This is a genomic window from Agromyces sp. S2-1-8, assembly GCF_021129215.1.
Taxonomy (GTDB): domain Bacteria; phylum Actinomycetota; class Actinomycetes; order Actinomycetales; family Microbacteriaceae; genus Agromyces; species Agromyces chromiiresistens.
The window spans coordinates 3,695,644-3,714,032 of the sequence record NZ_JAJOLP010000001.1; the positions used below are offsets into that span (position 1 = coordinate 3,695,644).

Annotated in this window: 13 protein-coding genes; 8 read left to right on the forward strand and 5 right to left on the reverse strand. The window is 69.9% G+C overall.

Annotated features, from left to right (window positions below; genetic code table 11):
- Positions 1–7: 7 nt before the first annotated feature.
- A complete protein-coding gene (locus LR269_RS16800; RefSeq protein WP_231431900.1) occupies positions 8–1,399 on the reverse strand; it encodes a hypothetical protein in 1,392 nt (463 codons plus the stop codon).
- Positions 1,400–1,409: 10 nt separating this feature from the next.
- On the reverse strand, positions 1,410–1,868 hold the full coding sequence (locus LR269_RS16805) for a MarR family winged helix-turn-helix transcriptional regulator (protein ID WP_231431901.1): 459 nt from the start codon (positions 1,866–1,868) through the stop codon (positions 1,410–1,412).
- A gap of 96 nt (positions 1,869–1,964) precedes the next feature.
- Here LR269_RS16805 and LR269_RS16810 point away from each other — a divergent pair, with 96 nt between their 5' ends.
- Both LR269_RS16810 and LR269_RS16815 read left to right on the forward strand, forming a co-directional pair.
- On the forward strand, positions 1,965–2,618 hold the full coding sequence (locus LR269_RS16810; RefSeq protein WP_231431902.1) for an FMN-dependent NADH-azoreductase: 654 nt from the start codon (positions 1,965–1,967) through the stop codon (positions 2,616–2,618).
- A gap of 71 nt (positions 2,619–2,689) precedes the next feature.
- Positions 2,690–3,256, forward strand: coding sequence for a hypothetical protein (locus tag LR269_RS16815; RefSeq protein WP_231431903.1), 567 nt, complete (start codon positions 2,690–2,692; stop codon positions 3,254–3,256).
- A 125-nt stretch (positions 3,257–3,381) separates the two neighbouring features.
- On the opposite strand, the gene fosX is transcribed toward LR269_RS16815, so the two are convergent.
- Positions 3,382–3,810: a FosX/FosE/FosI family fosfomycin resistance hydrolase gene (fosX, locus tag LR269_RS16820; protein ID WP_308191664.1), complete on the reverse strand. Its 429-nt coding sequence runs from the start codon at positions 3,808–3,810 to the stop codon at positions 3,382–3,384.
- Positions 3,811–3,953: 143 nt separating this feature from the next.
- On the opposite strand from fosX, the gene LR269_RS16825 reads away from it, so the two are divergent.
- Positions 3,954–4,808 carry a class I SAM-dependent methyltransferase gene (locus LR269_RS16825; RefSeq protein ID WP_231431904.1) on the forward strand — a complete coding sequence of 285 codons (855 nt, stop codon included), beginning with the start codon at positions 3,954–3,956 and terminating at the stop codon, positions 4,806–4,808.
- Between the two features lie 204 nt (positions 4,809–5,012).
- On the opposite strand, the gene LR269_RS16830 is transcribed toward LR269_RS16825, so the two are convergent.
- The gene (locus LR269_RS16830; protein WP_231431905.1) at positions 5,013–9,530 is read right to left on the reverse strand and encodes an S-layer family protein; all 4,518 of its coding nucleotides are present in this window, start codon (positions 9,528–9,530) and stop codon (positions 5,013–5,015) included.
- 186 nt (positions 9,531–9,716) lie between these two features.
- On the opposite strand from LR269_RS16830, the gene LR269_RS16835 reads away from it, so the two are divergent.
- The 4 genes from LR269_RS16835 (at position 9,717) to LR269_RS16850 (ending at position 13,458) form a co-directional block, all read left to right on the forward strand.
- A complete protein-coding gene (locus tag LR269_RS16835; protein ID WP_231431906.1) occupies positions 9,717–10,112 on the forward strand; it encodes a DUF4440 domain-containing protein in 396 nt (131 codons plus the stop codon).
- Between the two features lie 13 nt (positions 10,113–10,125).
- Positions 10,126–11,514: an NAD(P)-binding protein gene (locus LR269_RS16840; RefSeq protein WP_231431907.1), complete on the forward strand. Its 1,389-nt coding sequence runs from the start codon at positions 10,126–10,128 to the stop codon at positions 11,512–11,514.
- A gap of 140 nt (positions 11,515–11,654) precedes the next feature.
- Complete coding sequence (locus LR269_RS16845; protein WP_231431908.1) at positions 11,655–12,470, forward strand: CPBP family intramembrane glutamic endopeptidase; 816 nt, start codon at positions 11,655–11,657, stop codon at positions 12,468–12,470.
- A 643-nt stretch (positions 12,471–13,113) separates the two neighbouring features.
- A complete protein-coding gene (locus tag LR269_RS16850) occupies positions 13,114–13,458 on the forward strand; it encodes a hypothetical protein (protein ID WP_231431909.1) in 345 nt (114 codons plus the stop codon).
- Positions 13,459–13,563: 105 nt separating this feature from the next.
- Here LR269_RS16850 and LR269_RS16855 read toward each other — a convergent pair whose 3' ends face one another.
- Complete coding sequence (locus tag LR269_RS16855) at positions 13,564–16,134, reverse strand: ATP-dependent Clp protease ATP-binding subunit (protein ID WP_231431910.1); 2,571 nt, start codon at positions 16,132–16,134, stop codon at positions 13,564–13,566.
- 245 nt (positions 16,135–16,379) lie between these two features.
- Between LR269_RS16855 and LR269_RS19055 the strand changes: the two genes are divergently transcribed.
- Entirely contained in the window at positions 16,380–18,224 is a 1,845-nt protein-coding gene (locus LR269_RS19055; RefSeq protein ID WP_231431911.1) for a helicase HerA domain-containing protein, read from the forward strand.
- Positions 18,225–18,389: the final 165 nt, after the last annotated feature.

The following is an 18,389-nucleotide window of genomic DNA, read 5'->3' on the forward strand; positions in this document are numbered from 1 at the left end:
GCCCTGCTCAACCGGCCGGGGCGCGCCGCTGCGCGCGTCGATCGCGCTTCGAGCGCCGACGCTGTTCGGCGAGCCGGCGGGCCGCGAGCGACGACTGGTCGGGGTCGCCCGGCGAGAGGGCGGCGCGCAGCAGGTTGCGCTCGCGGGCGGCGGCACGCAGGTCGGCCATGCCGACCCACGTCGCAAGCACCGGCGCGGCCACGACCACGGCGACCGCGAGCGCGACGCCGGGGCGGGCGGTCCCGAGGTCCGTTCCGGCGAGCCCCGCGATCACGAAGAGCGCGAGCGGCATGATCGCGGCGACGATCGCCGACGACGCCCAGCGCCCGGCGCGCGGATCGAGCAGGAGCGCGTCGGCCACCTCCTCGGGGGCACGCCTCGGGCCGCCGTCGGCGACCCAGCGCACCGCGGCCAGTTCGACGCGGCGCATCATCGCGAGCCGGGCGATGCCGAGGGCGGCCGTGATCACGAGCACACCGGCGATCGCGACGCCGCCCCAGAGGCTCAGCCCGTCGATGAACCGCTCGACCGGTTCGTCGAAGTAGCGTTCGTCGCAGCGCTTGCACGGCTGCCGCAGCCAGACGGAGACGAACCAGATCGCCCCGACGGCGAAGAGCGCGCACACGGCGATGACGAGCGCGCGGTCGACGCGTTCGAAGAACCCAGGGTGCAGCAGCGCGGGCGGGTCTGCGACCGGGGATGCCTCGCGCCGACGCTCCTCGGCGAGGTCGGCGGCGACGACCGAGCGCGCCCAGCCCACCTCGAGCTCGGCACGGCGGGCCTCCTGCCCCTCCTCGACGCCGAGCAGCAGCGACCGCACCACGAGCCATGCGACCACCAGTGCCGCGCTGACGCCGACGACCGTCCACACGACGGGGGTTCGTCCCTCGTCGTCGACGAGCGCGAACAGCAGGCAGAATCCGCCGACGGCCATGGTGATCACCGCGACGGCCAGCACCGCACGGCGGAGGTGCCGGGCCGGAAGGATCGCGAGTCGGCCGCGATGCGCCGCCGACGGCACCTGACCGGGATTCGCGGTCACGTGGTGTTCGAGCAGCCGCAGCGCCGTCGCGGCATCGAGGGCTCCGAGCAGTGGGATCGCGAGCGCCAGCACCGCGGCGAGTCCGAAGAGCGGCAGCACCGTCGCGCGGAGGAACTCGTCGAACTCGAGGGCGCGCGACAGGTCGCCCAGCGCTTCGTCGCCGACGATCGCGGCGACGAGCAGCAGCAGCCACGTCGCACCGGCACCGACCGCGAAGGCGTTCACGAGGCCGACCGCGGTGCGGGCGAAGGCCGACGCGCGCGTCTCGGGCACCTCGACGAACCTGAGGTCGCGCAGTTCGCGCCCGGCGCGGGCGCGCTGGGCGCGGCGTCGCACGGTGCGGTCCCTTGCGGTCATGCCCGTCAGGCTATCGGCTGCGGATCGGCGCGCTCGGGTCGATGGCGGCGAGCGCCGCCTCGAGCGCCTCGGCGAGCGCGTGCACGCCGTCGGCGCCGGCGGGCGCGAACTCGCGGTCGATCGCCGGCAGGTAGGCCTTCGCCCCGTCGAGGAAGCGCCGACGCCCCGCGGCGGTGAGCACGGCGTAGGCGGAGCGCCGGTCGTCGGGGTTCGCCTCGCGGGCGACGAGCCCCGCGTCGACGAGGTCGTCGACGAGCCGGCTCACGCGGGTGCGGCTCAGCACGACCCGCTCGCCCAGCTGGCCCATCGTGAGCGGCCCGCCCTCGTCGTGCAGTTCGAGCAGCACGTCGTACCAGCTGAGCGGCAGGCCGCCCTCGGTCGCGACCGCCCGCTCGAGCCGGGGCAGCACGGCGGCGTGCAGGCGCAGCAGGGACTCCCAGGCGCGTTCGGCATCACTCGGCTTGCTCATGTCCCGAACCCTACCACTTGCGTGCGTGCGCACACATATGCCAGACTCGCCCTCGTCGATTTATGTGCGCTTGCACACACTTGAAAGGATCGAGCCATGACCACGCTCCTGCACATCTCCGCTTCGCCTCGTGGTGAGGCCTCGCACTCGCTCGCCATCGCCCGGAGCTTCGTCGAGTCGTTCGCGGAGGTCTCGCCCGAGGCATCCGTCTCGCACTGGGACCTCTGGGACGGGTCATTGCCCGCCTTCGGCCCCGACGGGGCCGGCGCCAAGATGCGGGTGTTCGCGGGCGACGAGCCCGAGGGCGCCGAGGAGATCGCCTGGCACCGCGCGCGCCTCGCGTTCGAGCGCTTCGCCGCCGCCGACCTCTACCTGTTCAGCCTGCCGATGTGGAACTCGGGCGTGCCGTACATCGCGAAGCAGTTCATCGACGTCGTGAGCCAGCCGGGCTGGGTGTTCGGCTTCGACGGCGAGACGGGGTACTCGGGCCTGCTCGAGGGCAAGCGCGCCGCAGTCGTCTACTCGAGCGCGGTCTACGGCGAGGGCCGTCCGCCGTCGTTCGGCGCCGACTTCCAGCAGCCGTTCTTCGACGGCTGGCTGCGCTGGGCGGGCGTGAGCGAGATCGACTCGATCGAGTTCCGTCCGAACCTCGCGATCGCCGACGCCGAGCCGGGTCGCCTCGCCGCGCACGCCGAAGCGCGGCGGCTGGGTGCCGAGTTCGGGCGCGACGCCCGGGCCGCGGCGGCCTGACGCGCCACGCGCGAGGCATTCGGGGGTTCACCCGATACCGCCCGCCCGCGCGGGTCCGCTTGGCTCGAGGCATGTCTCTCGTCACGTTCCTGCGCGGGTGGGCGGCGGTCGCCGTCGGCTGCCTGCCGCTCTTCGCCCTCATGCTCCTCCCCCAGCTCATGCGCAGTCGCGCGGGCAGCGAGTCGCTGCTGATGGTGGGGATGCTGCTGCTCGTCGCCCTGCTCGCCGCCGCGATCGTGTTCGCGCCCGTGTTGAACGCGATCGCCGCACCGGTGGCCGGCACATGGGAGCCGCGCACCGCGCTGCGATCCGCCCGCGAGGTCTGGCGTCGCCGCACCGGGCAGGCGTGGCTCGCGTTCGGACTGCTCGTGCTCGTCTACGGCGCGGGCCAGGCGGCCGGCTACCTCGTCGGCGAGGCGGTGCCGTACGTGCACGACAACCCGGCGGCCGCGACCGATCCGACCGCCCCGCTGTGGATCATCGACTACCCGGCCTACGCACTGCAGGCCGTCGTGCTCTACGCCGTCACGACGGTCGCGATCGCGCTGTACGCGGCTCGCCTGCGCTCGCTCGCGCTCGGCCGTTCGGCGCCTTGGGCGGACGGCGCCCCACGTGGCGCCGGTGTCGCCGCCGACTGACCGACGCCGGTACCGGTCGCGCTTCACGGCAAGGTCGGTTGCGCCTCATCGCGAGACGCAAGCGACGTTGCTGGATCGGAGACCCACGCGAGTTTCCGACACGCGTTCGTCGCTTCGCGCCTCGGTCATTCGGCGGCAGGCGGCGCGTACACCGCGAGGCGCTCGCGCAGCGATCCCGCGTGCAGCTCGAAGAGGTGCCCGTCGTCGTCGTAGAAGTAGACCGACTCGCCCTCGCCGTCGACGCGCGACCGCGGCGGGCGCACGTCGAGGCCGAGCCCCGTGACCGTCTTGCGAAGCGCGGGCAGGTCGGCGCGCTCGACCTGGAATGCGACGTGGTTGTAACTGCGCGGCAGCCCGCCGTCGCCGAGCATCGTCGCCACCCAGGTCGCGGCGTCGCCCTCGCCGACGAGGAAGAACCGCTCCTCCGACAGCGAGAAGGTGTCGCGGCCGCTGTCGTAGACGCGCATCGCGCCGAGCACCTCGGTGAGGATGCGCTCCATGCGGTCGAGGTCGCGCACGATGAACGTCACATGGCTGAGTCCGCTGCTGGTCACCGGGTCAGGCTACGCGAGGCGCACCGCGCCCTTCGAGGCAACCTGCCGCCCCGAGCCCGATCTCCGTGCGCGCACGGATGCGGCGACGTCGCACCGCGCCGACACTCGCTCCTGTTGTCATCACCCGACCGAAGGAGCCCCCGATGACCGAATCGAACCCGACCACCTCCGCCGGCATCGGCAGTGATGCCGACCGCGAACTCAAGTCCCGGCACCGCAGCATGTGGGCGTCGGGCGACTACCCGGCGGTCGCCGCCGACCTCGTCTGGCCGCTCGGCGCGAAGCTCGTCGACGCGACGGGCGTGAACGCGGGCGACCGCGTGCTCGACATCGCGGCGGGAACCGGAAGCGCCGCCATCCGGGCCGCCGAACAGGGCGCCGTCGTCGTCGCGAGCGACCTCGTGCCCGAACTCTTCGAGGCGGGCCGCCGCAACGCGGCCGACGCCGGCGTCGAGCTCGAATGGGTCGAGGCCGACGCCGAACGGCTGCCGTTCGACGACGCCGCCTTCGACGCGGCGATCTCGGCCATCGGCGTCATGTTCGCGCCCCACCACGAGGCGGCGGCGGGCGAACTGCTGCGCGTCGTGCGCCCCGGCGGCCGCGTCGGCGTGCTCAGCTGGACGCCCGAGGGGTTCATCGGCCGCATGTTCCGGGCGATGAAGCCGTTCGCGGCGCCACTGCCCCCGGGCGCGCAGCCCGCCCCGCTCTGGGGCGACGAGTCGCACGTGCGCGGACTGCTCGGCGACGCCGTCGACGGCGTCGAGGTGCAGCGCGACTCGGTCGCGATCGACCGCTTCGCCACGGGCGCCGAGTTCCGCGACTACTTCAAGGCCAACTACGGCCCGACGATCGCGGTCTACCGCCGTATCGCCGACGACGCCGACGCGGTGCGGGCGCTCGACGACGCGCTCGCGGCGCTCGGCGACACGCAGTTGAAGAGCGACGGCGACGGCACGATGCGCTGGGAGTACCTGGTCGTCACGGCGACCCGTCGCTGACCTGCTCGTCCGGTTTCGAGACGCTTCGCCGCTCCGCGTCGGCGCTTCTCAACCAGCGGAGTCGCTCCGCGTCGGCGTCACTCGACCAGCGCAGCGACGAGCACCTCCGCCCCCGTGAGCCGTGTTCCCAACCGGCTCACGGGGTTGCTCCCGTCTCGGCTCGTCGGGCGCCGGCCTCGTCCGGCCACCCGAGGCAGAAGGTCATCATTGCGCGGTGCAGCTCGTGAAACCGGTCGTCGCCGGTGCGAGCAGTGTTCCGTTGACGCCGATGCTGCCCGACGCGCTCGCGTTCAGTCCGTTGACGTAGTTCTCGACCCCGGGTGTCCCGGTCACTCCGGCCGGCAGCCCGTCGATGCCGAAATCGTTCGTCGTGGGGCTCGTCGAGTTCTTGGCGAGGTGGATGCCGGGAGCGACCACGCCCCCTGTGCTGGTGCCGCCCTTGGTGGTGTTGCCCGAGATCTTCACGCAGAGTCGGGCGTCGTCCGACGCCGTCGCGCCCGACTCGGTCCGGATTCCACCGTACCCGCCCCCGGTCGGGGCCTGCACGGTGTTGTTGAGGATCTGGGCGGTGACTGCTGAGACGCCATACGCGTCGACTCGCACACCTGGTCCGCTGGTCGCGCCGACGTTGTTGTTCGTCATGCGCGCCGCGAGCGTCGCGCCGACGTTCTCGAACGACAACGCCGTCGCACTGATGCCGGCGCACCCGCCCGTGTTGCCCGCTGCGATGACGTTGGCATCGAATTCGGCGGTGACGTTCATGGGCCCGCCCGCCCGCAGGCCGATCCCGTCGCAGTCGAGGTGACGGATCGGCTCCGCGATCGTGCCGTTCTCCGAGACGTCGAGGTTGCCGTCACCGGCACCGAGCAGCTGGACGTCGACGAATCGATCGGGCTGGTGCTCGAGCCCGCCGGCACCCCCGTCCATTCGGTTGCCGGTGATCGCGATGACGTTCGTCGAGTTGCCCGGCGTGCCGAGCACCGCTTCCGTCGGGCCGTTCTGGTTTCCACCGACCACGCGAACACCGTATCCGTCGCGGAAGTCGGTGATCACGTTGCCCGAGATCGTCGCCTTCGTGATCGTCGCCGCACCGACGGAACTGCCGGTCGCCGACACGAACACGGCCGAGCCCGGCGTGAGTTCGTCGCCGGAGTCCGCGATGCGGTTGCCGCTGATCGTCGCCCCGGAGATGGTGCCCCCGCGGTTGGCGATCGAGATGCCGGATGCCTCGTTCGAGGTGAGCACGTTGTTCGAGATGTCGACCGCGCCCGAGAGGTTCACCAGGTTCGCCCCGTCGAACGCGATGCCGTCTTCGCCGTCGCCGTCGCCTGCGCCGGTGACGGTGCCGTTCGTGAACGAGAACCCGTCCACGCTGGCGCCCCAGACGCCGTCGCCGGCGCTGTTCTCGATGCGCATGTTGCGGAGCGAGGCATCGACCGTGTTCTGCAGCGAGATGCCGTGGCCCGTGGCGGCCGCGATCGTGCCGCCCGAGGCATCCCCACCCTGAATCGTGCTGCCGCCGCCGGTGACGTGCAGGCCGCCCGCCGAGCCCGTGCCGGCGAGCACGATGCCCGAGGTCGCCCCGTTCGACGAGATGCGCTCGAACGTGACGTCGTCGGCCCCGATGCCGGTCAGCGCGATGGAGAGCGCGGTGCCGGTCGTGCTCGCGAGCTTGTTCCCCGTGCCGGTGACGACGATGGTGCCCGAGGTGGAGACGTCCAGCGCTCGGCCGCTCGTCGTGGTGACGTCGAGGCCGCCGCCCGTGATCGAGAGGCTGTGCCCGCTGGAGGATCCGAACTCGATTCCGTCGACGGCGCCGGTCTCGAGGTGCTTCGACGGGCCGGACAGCACGGTGGCGCCGCCGGTGTTGTTCGCGACGATGATGCCGCCGCCCGCGTCGCTGCCGTCGGTGATCGAGCCCGAGAGCGTGACGGTGCCGCCGGTGCGGCTCTGGATGTCGACGCTCGCGGTCGCCGGGCCGTCGGTGATCGAGCCGCCGTAGGAGATGTCGCCGTTGCCGCCGCGCACGCGGAACTGGGTGAGACCGGACCCGCCGCCCGAGAGCTCACCGGTCGCCGCCGAGAACGTGCCCGCGCCGATCTGGTCGATGTTGATGCCGTACACGCCGCTCTTCGTCGCGGTCACCTCGTCGAACGAGAGGTTCGAGCCCGACGAAGCGCCGACGTGGACGGCCGGACTGTTGGTCGCGACGATCTTCGCGGTCGCGCTCGCGGGCACGGTCACCGGGCCGGTCAGGCTGAGGCTGAATGCCGCTTGGCCCGTGCCGTTCGTGCGGATGTCGAGGTCGCCGAACGTGAGGGCGCCGGTCGTCTGCTGCAGGTTGACGCCGCCGCCGTTGGGCACACCGGCGGTGACGACCTGGTCGATCTGGCTTCCTTCGAGATTGCAGAGTCGCGCGAGGAAGGTCCACCCGGTCCCCGTGGTGCGGATCTTGACAGTCGATGCCGGGTCGAACACGACCTTCGGGGTGGAGTCGACGAACACGCCGAAGCCGACGACGTCGACCTCGAGGTCGCCGATCAGGTTCGTGCCGGTCATGCCCTGCAGCGCGAGTGCGATACCCCCTTCGACGGTGTCGACGATGCGCACGTCGTCGATGGTCGCGTCACCGCCCGGGTCGCCTGCGATGTCGACGACGCCGATGCCGCCGCCCGCAGTCGTGGGGTGCACCTCGATCCCGGCGATGCGGTTGCCGACGCCGAGTCCGACGACGTACATCCCCGAGGCCATGGTGATCGTCGGCCGCTTCGCCGGGTCGCCGGTGTGCAGGGTGCGGCCGCCGACGACGAGGTCGGATGCCTCGCCGATGAGCTGCTGGTCGTCGTCGAGCGCGATCGCCGTCGAGTACCCGGTCGTGGTGCCGTCGCCGTCGAACACGAAGATGTCGTCGCCCGCGCTGCTCGCCGCCGCGGCCTGCGCGATCGTGTCGAACGGCCGGCTCACGTTGCCGCTGTTGCCGTCGGCGGCGTTGTCGACGTACCAGACGCAGTCGCTGATGGCGATGGTCACGTGCCCGGTGTCGGTGAGCGTGCCGTCGGTGACGGCGTACTCGAACCCGTCGGTGGTGGCGGTGCAGCCGTCGGGCGGCAGGTAGGCGACGTCGCCGTCGGCCTCGATGTAGACGGTGCCGCCCTGCTCGGTCATGGTGACGCCGGACACGATCGCGAGCTCGGTGCCGGCGTCGGCGTCGGTGTCGCCGTCGAGCAGATCGCCCACGACGACGAGGTGCGGGCGGGCGGGGTCGATCGCACCGTCGGTCGGGTCGTCGATGACGAGGAGGGTGTTGCCGACCGCTGCGCTCGAACCGTCGAAGGCCTCGTCGTCGGCATGCGGCGCGTCGGCGATGCAGGTCACCGTGACCGAGACCTGCGCGTTCGCGTCGCCCGGGGTGAGCGTGTAGCTGAACACGTCGGGGTCGCCGCCTGGAGCGGTGCAGTAGTCGGGGTCGGGCTGGTAGGTCAACCCGGTGCCGGCGCCCGTGATGACGACCGTGCCGTGGTCGGGCTGCACGACGCTCGTGATGCTGCGGGGACCGCCGTCGGCGTCGGGGTCGTTCGAGAGCACGTCGATCGCGGTGGCGGAGGCATCCTCGTCGATCATCGCCGCGTCGTCGACGGCGTCGGGCAGGTCATCGACGCACGTGACGGTCACACCGACCGTCGTGGTCGACCCGCCGGGCGCGAGCGTGTAGGTGAAGTCGTCGGTCGTGGTGCCGGGCGGGTCGTTGCAGAACGCGGGATTCGGTTCGTAGGTGAGCGACGCCTCGCCGTCGGCGACCTCGACGGTGCCGTGGTCGGGCTGGGTCACCTGGTCGATCGCGATGGGCCCGCCGTCGGTGTTGCTGTCGTTGGCGAGCACGTCGATGGCCGAGGCGCCGCTGTCCTCGTCGACGGTCGCGGTGTCGGCGACCGCCGTCGGCGGTATGTCTTCGTCGACGTCGCCGACGTGGATCGTGAACACCTGCTCGAGGCTGCCGCCGTAGCCGTCGGTGCCGCGCACCCGGATCGAGTAGCTCTGCTTCGCCTCGTAGTCGAAGCTCGAGGCGGTCTTCAGCGTCGAGCCGGTGATCGTGAAGCTCGCGTTCTCGTCGTCACCCGTGCCGCTCACGAGCGCGAACGCGGCCGTCGCGGCGGGGTCGCCGTCGACGAGGGCGAGCGTGCCGACGACGATGCCCGCCGGCTCATTCTCGAGCACGTCGTCGTTCGAGAGGGTGAGGGCGCTCGGGTCGTGGTTGCTGATGAGCCAGCGCTGCTCCCCGGCGAGGCAGGCGGTCGAGGCATCCACCCGGCGCAGCACGCCCGAGCTCGGCGCGCAGAAGGAGATCGGCTCGCCCGTCGTGGTCGGCACGACGAGCTTGGTGCCGGCCGGCTTCGTGCCGGTGCACGACTTCGCGGAGGTGAAGCGGCGCACCGAGCCGTCGGGCTGGACGCAGAGCGTGGTCGGCCCGGGCCAGATCGTGACGACCGTCTCCTGCTTGGGGCGGCAGTCGCCGGCGCCCGAGGCCGCGCGCAGCAGCCCGTTCGACTTCTGGGCGCACGCGTAGCGCAGCTGCGTCGCATCGTCGGCGGCGTAGGCGACCGACGGCGCAGCGAGCACGAAGATCATCGCAAGCACGGTGAACAGCACGAGGGCGAGTCGCGCCGGCCGCCGCGCCTCGAGGGTGAGCACCTCGACGGTGCGCGGGCGGGACGCGTGGGACATGGGTCCTCCTCGAGGCGGCGCCAGCGCCGTCCATCCGCGATCGTCGGGCTCGATGCGGAACTAGGGCCGATACTCGCCCCCGTGGGGCACGATCCGCTAGCCCCGAGAACGGGGGTCGCGGCTGACCACCGACACGCGGGCGCGCTGCTCGTTGTGCCGGGCCGCAGACCGGAGGATCCTGAGACCATGAGCGATCGTGAGGATTTCTTGATTTGGCTGCACGAGGACTTCGTGCGGGCCGAGCGGGCGATGTTCAACGGCGACGACGGGCCCCGGCGCGCGATCTGGGCCGAGGATGAACCCGTGAGCGTGCTCGGCGCCTGGCGCAACGCGACGAATCGCGCCGAGCTGATCGAGGCGTTCGAAGAGCTCGCGACGAGCTTCTCGGACTGCACCGACTACGCGTTCGACCTCGTCTCGTTCGACGTCGGCGGCGAGATGGCGTACACCGTGGGCTACGAACGCGTCGCGGGGTCGGTCGACGGCCAGCCGCGCACCTTCACGCTGCGCGCCACCCAGGTCTACCGGCGGGGCGACGACGGCTGGCGGGTCGTGCACCGGCACGCCGACAAGGTCGGGTAGCCGGGAGGGTCGCATGTCCACCCCGGTCGAGGCCGACTACCTCGTGGTCGGCGCCGGCGCCATGGGGATGGCCTTCGTCGACGCCCTCGTCGACCACGCGCCCGACGCGCGGGTGGCGCTCGTCGACCGACGTCACAGCGTCGGCGGGCACTGGCTCGAGGCCTATCCCTTCGTGCGCCTGCACCAGGCCTCGGCGCTCTACGGCGTCGCGTCGACGCTGCTCGGCGGCGGTCGCGTGCAGCACCGCGGGCCCGAGGCGGGGCTGCAGGAGCGGGCGACGAAGTCGGAGATCTGCGCGTACTACGAGCGGATCCTCGCCGAGCGCCTGCTCGAGTCGGGCCGGGTCGAGTTCTTCGCCGGCTGCGAGCACCTCGGCGACCATACGTTCGTCTCGCGGGTCTCGGGCGAGCGTTTCGCGGTGCCCGATCGCTGCCGCGTCGTCGACGCGCATTACCTCGCTCCGCGGGTGCCGGCCGAGGTGCCGCCGCCCTTCGAGGTCGGCGACGGCGCGCGGGTCGTGCCGGTCAACGAACTCGCGCACCTCGACGGGCCGCCGAGCCGCTACGTGATCGTGGGGTCGGGCAAGACCGCGACCGATGCGTGCGTCTGGCTGCTGGGGCGCGGCGTCGCCCCCGACGCGATCACGTGGGTGCGCCCCCGCGACCCGTGGATGCTGAACCGCGCCGTCGTGCAGCCCGTGCCCGAGGTGTTCCTCGGTTTCGTCGCCGACATGATGGAGGCCGCCGAGGCGGCGAGCACGCTCGACGACCTGTTCCTGCGGATGGAGGACGCGGGCATCATGCTGCGGGTCGACCGTTCGGTGACGCCCACGATGGCGAAGGCTCCCACGCTCGCGCTGTGGGAGCTCGAGCTGCTGCGCACGATCGAGCACGTCGTGCGTCTCGGGCACCTCCGTCGCGCGGAACGCGGAAGCATCCACTTCGACGACGGCTCGATCACGATCCCTTCCGACGCGCTCGTGGTGCACTGCGCCGGCGAGGGCCTCGTCTACCGCCCGCTCGTGCCGGTCTGGTCGCCCGGCGCGATGACGCTCCAGCCGATCCGGGCGGGGTTCCCCTGCTTCGGTGCGGCGATCGCCGGCTACGTCGAGGCCACGCGTTCCGACGACGACGAGAAGAACCGGCTCTGCCCGCCGTCGCCCTACCCCGACTCGATGGCGTCGTGGGCGCGGATGACGGCCGTGGGCGCCCGCAACGCGGGATCGTTCGGGGCTGAACGCGACATCTCCTCCTGGGCGTCGACGGTCGCGATCAATCCGGCGCGCATCCCACGTGATGCCCCGCACTCGGCCGTGCTCGACGACATCATCGATCGCGTGAAGACCCACTCGGGGCCGGGGGCGGCCCGCCTCGCGGAGTTGAGCGAGCACTCGCCTGAGTGAGTTCGTCGCGCGCCGCCCGGCCCGTCGGCCGTGATTGTTCGTGCGGCTGCCGCTGCACCCGCACGCCGAGCGTCCTGAAGCGGCACGCGCGATACGGTCGACTCGACGCCCCGTCGCCTCGACCCCTCGAGAGGAAGCCCATGACCGCGAACGCCGCAGACCATTTGAAGGTCCGCCCTCGCATCTGGATCGGCCTGGCGATCTGGCTCGCCTACGTCGCGATCATCTTCGCGATCCAGTCCGCGAGCGGCATCCGGTACGACACCTGGGGCGACAGCGCTGGCAACCTCTTCTTCGGCGGCGGCATCTCGCTGATCATCGCGACGGCGCTGCTCGCGATCACGACGACCCTGCTCGGCTGGTGGCGTCCCGCGATGTTCGACCGTGCGCCGAGCCGGCACCGCTGGCCGATCTTCGTGCCGATCCTGGCGGCGGTCGCGGCGGTGATGAACCTCGCGGGCACCGATTGGAGCGCATACTCCTTTGCGTTCTTCGGGGCGTCGCTCGCGCTGCTGCTCGTGGGCTTCACGGAGGAGCTCGTGAACCGCGGCCTGCTGCTCACCGCCCTGCGGGGCCGGCTCGGCGAGGGCTGGGTCTGGTTCATCACCACCGCGCTCTTCGCGCTCATGCACTTCGTCAACGTGCTGCTCGGCGCGTCGGTCGAGGCCACGCTGCCCCAGGTCGGTGCGGCGTTCCTCGGCGGCACCGTGTTCTACATCCTGCGCCGCACGACCGGGTCGCTCGTCTGGGCGATGCTGCTGCACAGCCTGTGGGACTTCTCGGTCTTCGCGACCGGCGTCGGACATGCGGGCGACGTCGCCTCGATCGCAACGGTGCTGTACCTCGTGGCCGGCCTGCTGGGCCTTGGTTGCGTCGTGTTCGTCATCCGCGGCTCGAACGAGCGGCCGGATGCCGCCTCCGCTCCGACGTCGACTGCGGCGAGCGCGGCCGTCTGAACGAGGAGCGCCCGGCCCCGCGCGCCTGAGGCTTGGGCGCCGTCACCGCGAACGCGGGCCCTACGGCGATCCTGCTCCAGCCCGGCGAGCTCGGGTGCAGCCCGGGCACCGCGCTGCTTCCGGCCGAAGAACTCCAGTCCCCGTACTGACGGCACGGCCGCTGATCGATTCGCGACTCCGACGTTCGCGCCGTCGGGGAGGGGACCCGGCGGCAACTGCGAACGGCGATCGCGCTCCGCGCAAGACCACGGCAAGCTTCCAGGTCAACGCGACGCCCGCCTACGTGAACGTCAACTCCTTCGACAAGTGAGGCAAGCCGCTCGCTCTCTGCACGCCGGCGTCGTCTGTACCGTCAACGGCATCGGTGGAGGAGCCTGCTCCTGGACGACCTCGTAGTCCGGCTCCGTCACGGAGGCGCACGCTGCCGCTGACGCGGCGAACACCCGGTCCTCGATCACGAGGGCCGGGTGTTCGATCGAGGTGGGGCGTCGCCGTGCCTATTGGGTGATTGACTGGGTCGGTGCCCGACATTCCCACCCATCTGAACATCGCCGGAACCGAGTTCGCACGCATCGACTCGCCCGATTCGATCGCATGCTGGACGGCGACCCTCGATTCCGCAGGCGGGGACGATGATCGATCGGTGAGCATCGTCATCGAGCCGGCTGCCTCGCCTGAGCAGGGCGTGTTGCAGCTCGCCGCTGTCGTGGTGGCGCGATTCGACGAGTTCACCGATCTCGCCGCCGAGTATCTGCAGCAGCGACTCGGTGAACCGGAATACAGGCTGAGCGACGTCGAGCTCCTGGCTCTGCAGGGCGCTGAACCGCCGTTCGGTGAACCCGAGGCGGTGATCTGGGCTGATGGCAGCTGGATGCTCCGGTTCGCGGAGTCACGGCTCGAGATCGCGGACCCGTACGGAATCGGGGTGCTCTTCGACGGGACGAGTCCGTGCGCGATCGAGGACCTGTCCGACGCCGACTCGGCCTAGCTTCTTCTGCTCCTGGAGTCGCGGCCGGTCGAGTAGAGAAGCGTATCGAGACCCCTCAGGAGGTCTCGACACGCTCCTTCGTCGCCACTCGACCGGCAGACGTGGTTAAGCCGCGAGCGGCACCACACCCGCTGCCGCGACGACGAACTCCCCGTCACGGGCGTCGACGTGCACCGCTCCCCCGTCGCCGAGGGCGCCGGAGACGAACAGGTCGCTGATGCGGTCGTCGACCTCGCGCTGGATGACCCGGCGCAGGGGCCGCGCACCGTACTCGGGCTCGTAACCCCGCTCGGCGAGCAGCGCGACCGCGGCATCCGTGGCCTCGAAGCCGACCTCGCGCGACGCGAGGCGACGCTCGGTCGCACCCAGCATCAGCTTCACGATCGACGCCAGCTGCGGCTGGTCGAGCTTCTGGAACAGCACGATCTCGTCGATGCGGTTCAGGAACTCGGGGCGCATGGCCTCGCGCACCTTGCCCATGACGCGCTGGCGCACGTCGTCGGACGAGCTGAAGCCCGAGGCATCCGCGCCCGCGACGAAGCCGAGCGCACCCGACCGCGACGCGAGGAACTCGCTGCCGAGGTTCGAGGTCATCACGACGACCGTGTTGCGGAAGTCGACCGTGCGGCCCTGGCCGTCGGTGAGGCGTCCGTCGTCGAACACCTGCAGCAGCAGGTTGAACACGTCGGGGTGCGCCTTCTCGATTTCGTCGAACAGCACGATCGAGTACGGGTTGCGCCGCACGCGCTCGGTGAGCTGGCCGGCCTCGTCGTAGCCGACGTATCCGGGAGGGGCGCCGACGAGTCGCGACACGGTGTGCCGCTCGCCGAACTCGCTCATGTCGAAGCGGATCACGGCGGTCTCGTCGTCGAACAGGCGGTCGGCGAGGGCCTTCGCGAGCTCGGTCTTGCCGACACCCGTCGGCCCGAGGAACAGGAACGAGCCGACCGGCCGCCGCGAGTCGCCCATGCCGGTGCGGTTGCGGCGCACGGCCTTGGCGACCGCGGTGACCGCGTCGTGCTGCCCGATGACGCGCTGGTGCAGCTCGCCCTCGAGGTCGGCGAGGCGCTCGCGCTCGGTCTCGGTGAGGCGGTTCACCGGGATGCCGGTGGCCCGCGAGATCACCGCGGCGATCTCGGCCTCGTCGATGACGGTGGCATCGGATGCCGCGGCGCGACCCTGCTCGGTCACCTCGTCGAGCTTCGCCTGCACCTTCGAGATCTCGTCGCGCAGGCGCGACGCCTCCTCGTAGTGCTCGGTGCGCACGGCGGCGTTCTTCTCCGCCTCGAGCTCGCCGAGTCGCGACTGCAGCGCGGAGACATCCACCTTCACGCCGAGGCGCAGCCGCAGGCGCGCGCCGGCCTGGTCGATGAGGTCGATCGCCTTGTCGGGCAGCACGCGATCGCTGAGGTAGCGGTCGCTGAGCTCGACGGCGGCGCGGATCGCGGCATCCGTGTACTCGACGCCGTGGTGCCCCTCGTACGCGGGCTTGAGGCCCTGCAGGATGAGCACGGCGTCTTCGATACTTGGCTCTCCCACGCGCACGGGCTGGAAGCGGCGCTCGAGCGCCGGGTCCTTCTCGATCTTGCGGTACTCGTTGAGGGTGGTCGCACCCACGAGGTGCAGCTCGCCCCGCGCGAGGCGCGGCTTCAGGATGTTGCCCGCGTCCATGCCGCCCTCGCCCGCGCCACCGGCGCCGACGACCGTGTGCACCTCGTCGATGAAGACGATGAGGTCGCCCTTGTTGGCGGCGATCTCCTCCATCGTCTTCGTGAGGCGCTCTTCGAAGTCGCCGCGGTAGCGGGTGCCGGCGAGCATGCCGGGCAGGTCGAGCGCGATGACGCGCTTACCGAGCAGGGCCTCGGGAACGCTCTCCTCGACGATCGCGCGGGCGAGGCCCTCGACGATCGCCGTCTTGCCGACGCCCGCCTCGCCGACGAGCACGGGGTTGTTCTTCGTGCGGCGCGACAGGATCTCGATCGTCTGCTCGATCTCGTCGGCACGGCCGATCACGGGGTCGAGCTCCCCGTTCGCGGCACGCTCGGTGAGGTCCATGCCGAACTTGTCGAGCATCGGGGTCTCACTTTGAGTGGGTTGAGGAGAATCAGCGGATTGAGGAGGCGCGCCAGCGCCGTCTCGAAATCCGTCGCCGTCGATGCCCTCCCGCATCCCCTGCGTCAACGCCTCAGCGGTCACACCAGCCCGAGCCAGCACCTGCCCCGCAGGCGCATCCTGCCCCAGCACCAACGCGAAGAACAGGTGCTCAGGGTCGATGTAGGTCGACCCGCTCGAGCGCGCCACCTGGTAGCTGTGGAACAGCGCGCGGGACGCGCTCGGCGTGATCGTCGCCGCGTTGATGTCGGCGACGTCACCGGCGCCGGGCAGACGCGCCTCGGTCGCCGTGATGATGCGCTCGGGGCTCGCCCCGACTCGGCGGATCGCCTGCTGCACGCTCTCGTCTTCGATGATCACGCGCAGGATGTGCAGGGCGTCGAGCTCGGTCTGCCCGCGCTCGAGGGCGAAGCGCCCAGCCTGCTGAAGAATGCTCTGGGTGCGCGCGGTAAGGAACCGGCTGAGGTCGATCGACCGCGCCTGTCGCGCCTGCTCACCCGCGAGGTATCGGGCAAGGAACTCGTCGAACGAGCTTGCGCCGGCCTCGTTGAAGTCGTTGGGCACCTGGCCTCCTGGTTGAAGTTGAGTGTGGTTCGCTCAAGTTCAACGCGGGGGCGGCGGGGGTATTCCCATCGTCATAAGTTGATCGTTCAGGAGAGCCGGATTCCGCTGCACTCCGACGGGGGCGCTTGCTGTACCCCATTTTGGGGGCCACGCCTCCCCCGAGCGGCGAACGGGTGTCATGCCAAGGTCGTAAGAGCGACGCGGCCGCCACCCGAAGCCGTCCTTCTTGTTTCCCGGCGCAGTAAGTGAGCAATGTGAAAGCCTCTAAGGAATCTTCCCCCGCGGCAACCTGGATCCGCAGAGTACGGCTCGGGCAGGCGACCGCCTCAGTGCTCGTCTTGATCATGGCGAGCCTTATCGCGGAAACCAATCCATTCACTCAGTGGTGGTTTTGGGTTGCCGCCACGACAGTCATAACTGTGTCGGTAGTCGAGCCCTACTTCACTGGCGTGTCCAGCGCGATGCTGTTCAGCCTCGGCGCAATTGGCGCGGGTCTGACCGCAAACGGCACTGGTGTTGAAGCACTCTGGGTGACCTACTTCGTCCTTGCCGGCTCGGTCCTCACCTGCTCGATTGTCGCTATGGCAGTACCTCCGGGCCGAACACGCGACGGTGCCCGGTGGGCAGCCACACGATTCGGCCGCCCACAGTTGCTCGGCCTTTCTGCCGTTGGTATCGAGCTCGTTCGTCAGACCATGCTCGAGCCGATGGCAAATGTCGTCCCACTTGCCGTCGGTACGTTGATCGCCGTACTGATTGCATTTCCAGACTGGTATCAGCTCCTTGCATCCACTACGCCGGATCTTGGGGGGCTTGCAACGATCGAAACAGCCGTTGACCCGAACCTGCTTCTCATCGCAAGTGACAAACGCTTCGTGCCTGGCAGTGATGTGACCGTGGCAGGGATGGGAACCGCAAAAGGTGTTGTCATTGGCACGCTGGCGCACAAGGGGGGAAATCGCGTCCAAATCGCCATTAGGGGCCACTGGAGCGACGTTGCTCCAACAAGTGGCCAACTGTGCACGATTGTGCCTCACGAGAGCACCGACCGCCGCGCAGTCGCCTATGTCACTGAAGGATCCACTGATCAGGCGCTTAGAGTTCGACCTTTCGGCACACTGGCCCGCGGTGCCACCTTCTATTGCGAGGATCCGAACGGCGGCGGCAAGCATCTCTACCAGGTCCACGGCCGCGAACTCGTGCGTGAAACCTGGGACAACTCAGCTGTGATCGCGGAGTTCGCTTCCGCAGCCATCCTCGGGAAGCTCACCGCGACGGGGATCGAACACAGCTCCCACCTTCCTGATCCATATGTCCCAGTTTTTGACGCAGCGGAGCTGAGCGGAGATCTCCCAGCGGGCTACGAACGAATCGGCGCGGTAAACGGCACCCAGCTGCCGTTTGGTCTTTCGCCTGACCACCTTCGGGGGCATCACCTTGCCATCCTCGGTATGTCAGGTATGGGAAAGAGCACGATAGCGCGAAGGGTGATCGACATCATGGCACCCAACTCGATCGTGTTTGCGTTAGACGGCACAGGCGAGTACCGGTCAAGATTTGGAATGCAGCTGTGGACGGACTCGGTCGGAGTCAACCAGCCTGGCGCATGGGTGCATGAGCCCGCCGGCGTACAGGCGCAGAAGGCTGCCGAGTTCATCGAGGGCGCGATGGCGCAAGCGAGCAGCGAATACATGACTGGCACAAGAGTGAGCCGGACCATCCTGTTGGAAGAAGCACATTCATTCCTTCCGGAATGGAACTTCACGGCCGCTCGCAACGAGGGTGACTTCGTTGCAAGGAGTTGCCGCTACATTCTGCAGGCAAGGAAGTTCGGCCTGAGTTTCGTACTGATATCCCAGCGCACCGCTGTCATTAGCAAGTCTGCGCTCTCACAATGCGAGAGCTACATCGTGCTCCGAACGATCGATGAGACGAGCCTCCAGTACGTCGAGGGCGTGCTTGGTCAAGGGTTCCGCGACACGGTGGCGAGCCTTGAACGCTTTCAGGCAGTTTGTGTTGGGCCCGCGTTCAACACATCCACACCTGTCCTCGTCAACCTAGATCACTACCCAATGACCCCTGTCAACTAGAAACTGTTGGGCCCGATCAGGGGTTTAGTGCGCGCCAGATCTCGTTCGTCGACCTGATCATGACGCAGCTCACCGCCACCGGCTCGGTGCCGATCAGCGTGCTGTACGACCCGCCGTTCGACGGGATCGCACCGTCTGGGCCCGAGGATGTGTTCTCAGAGGCGA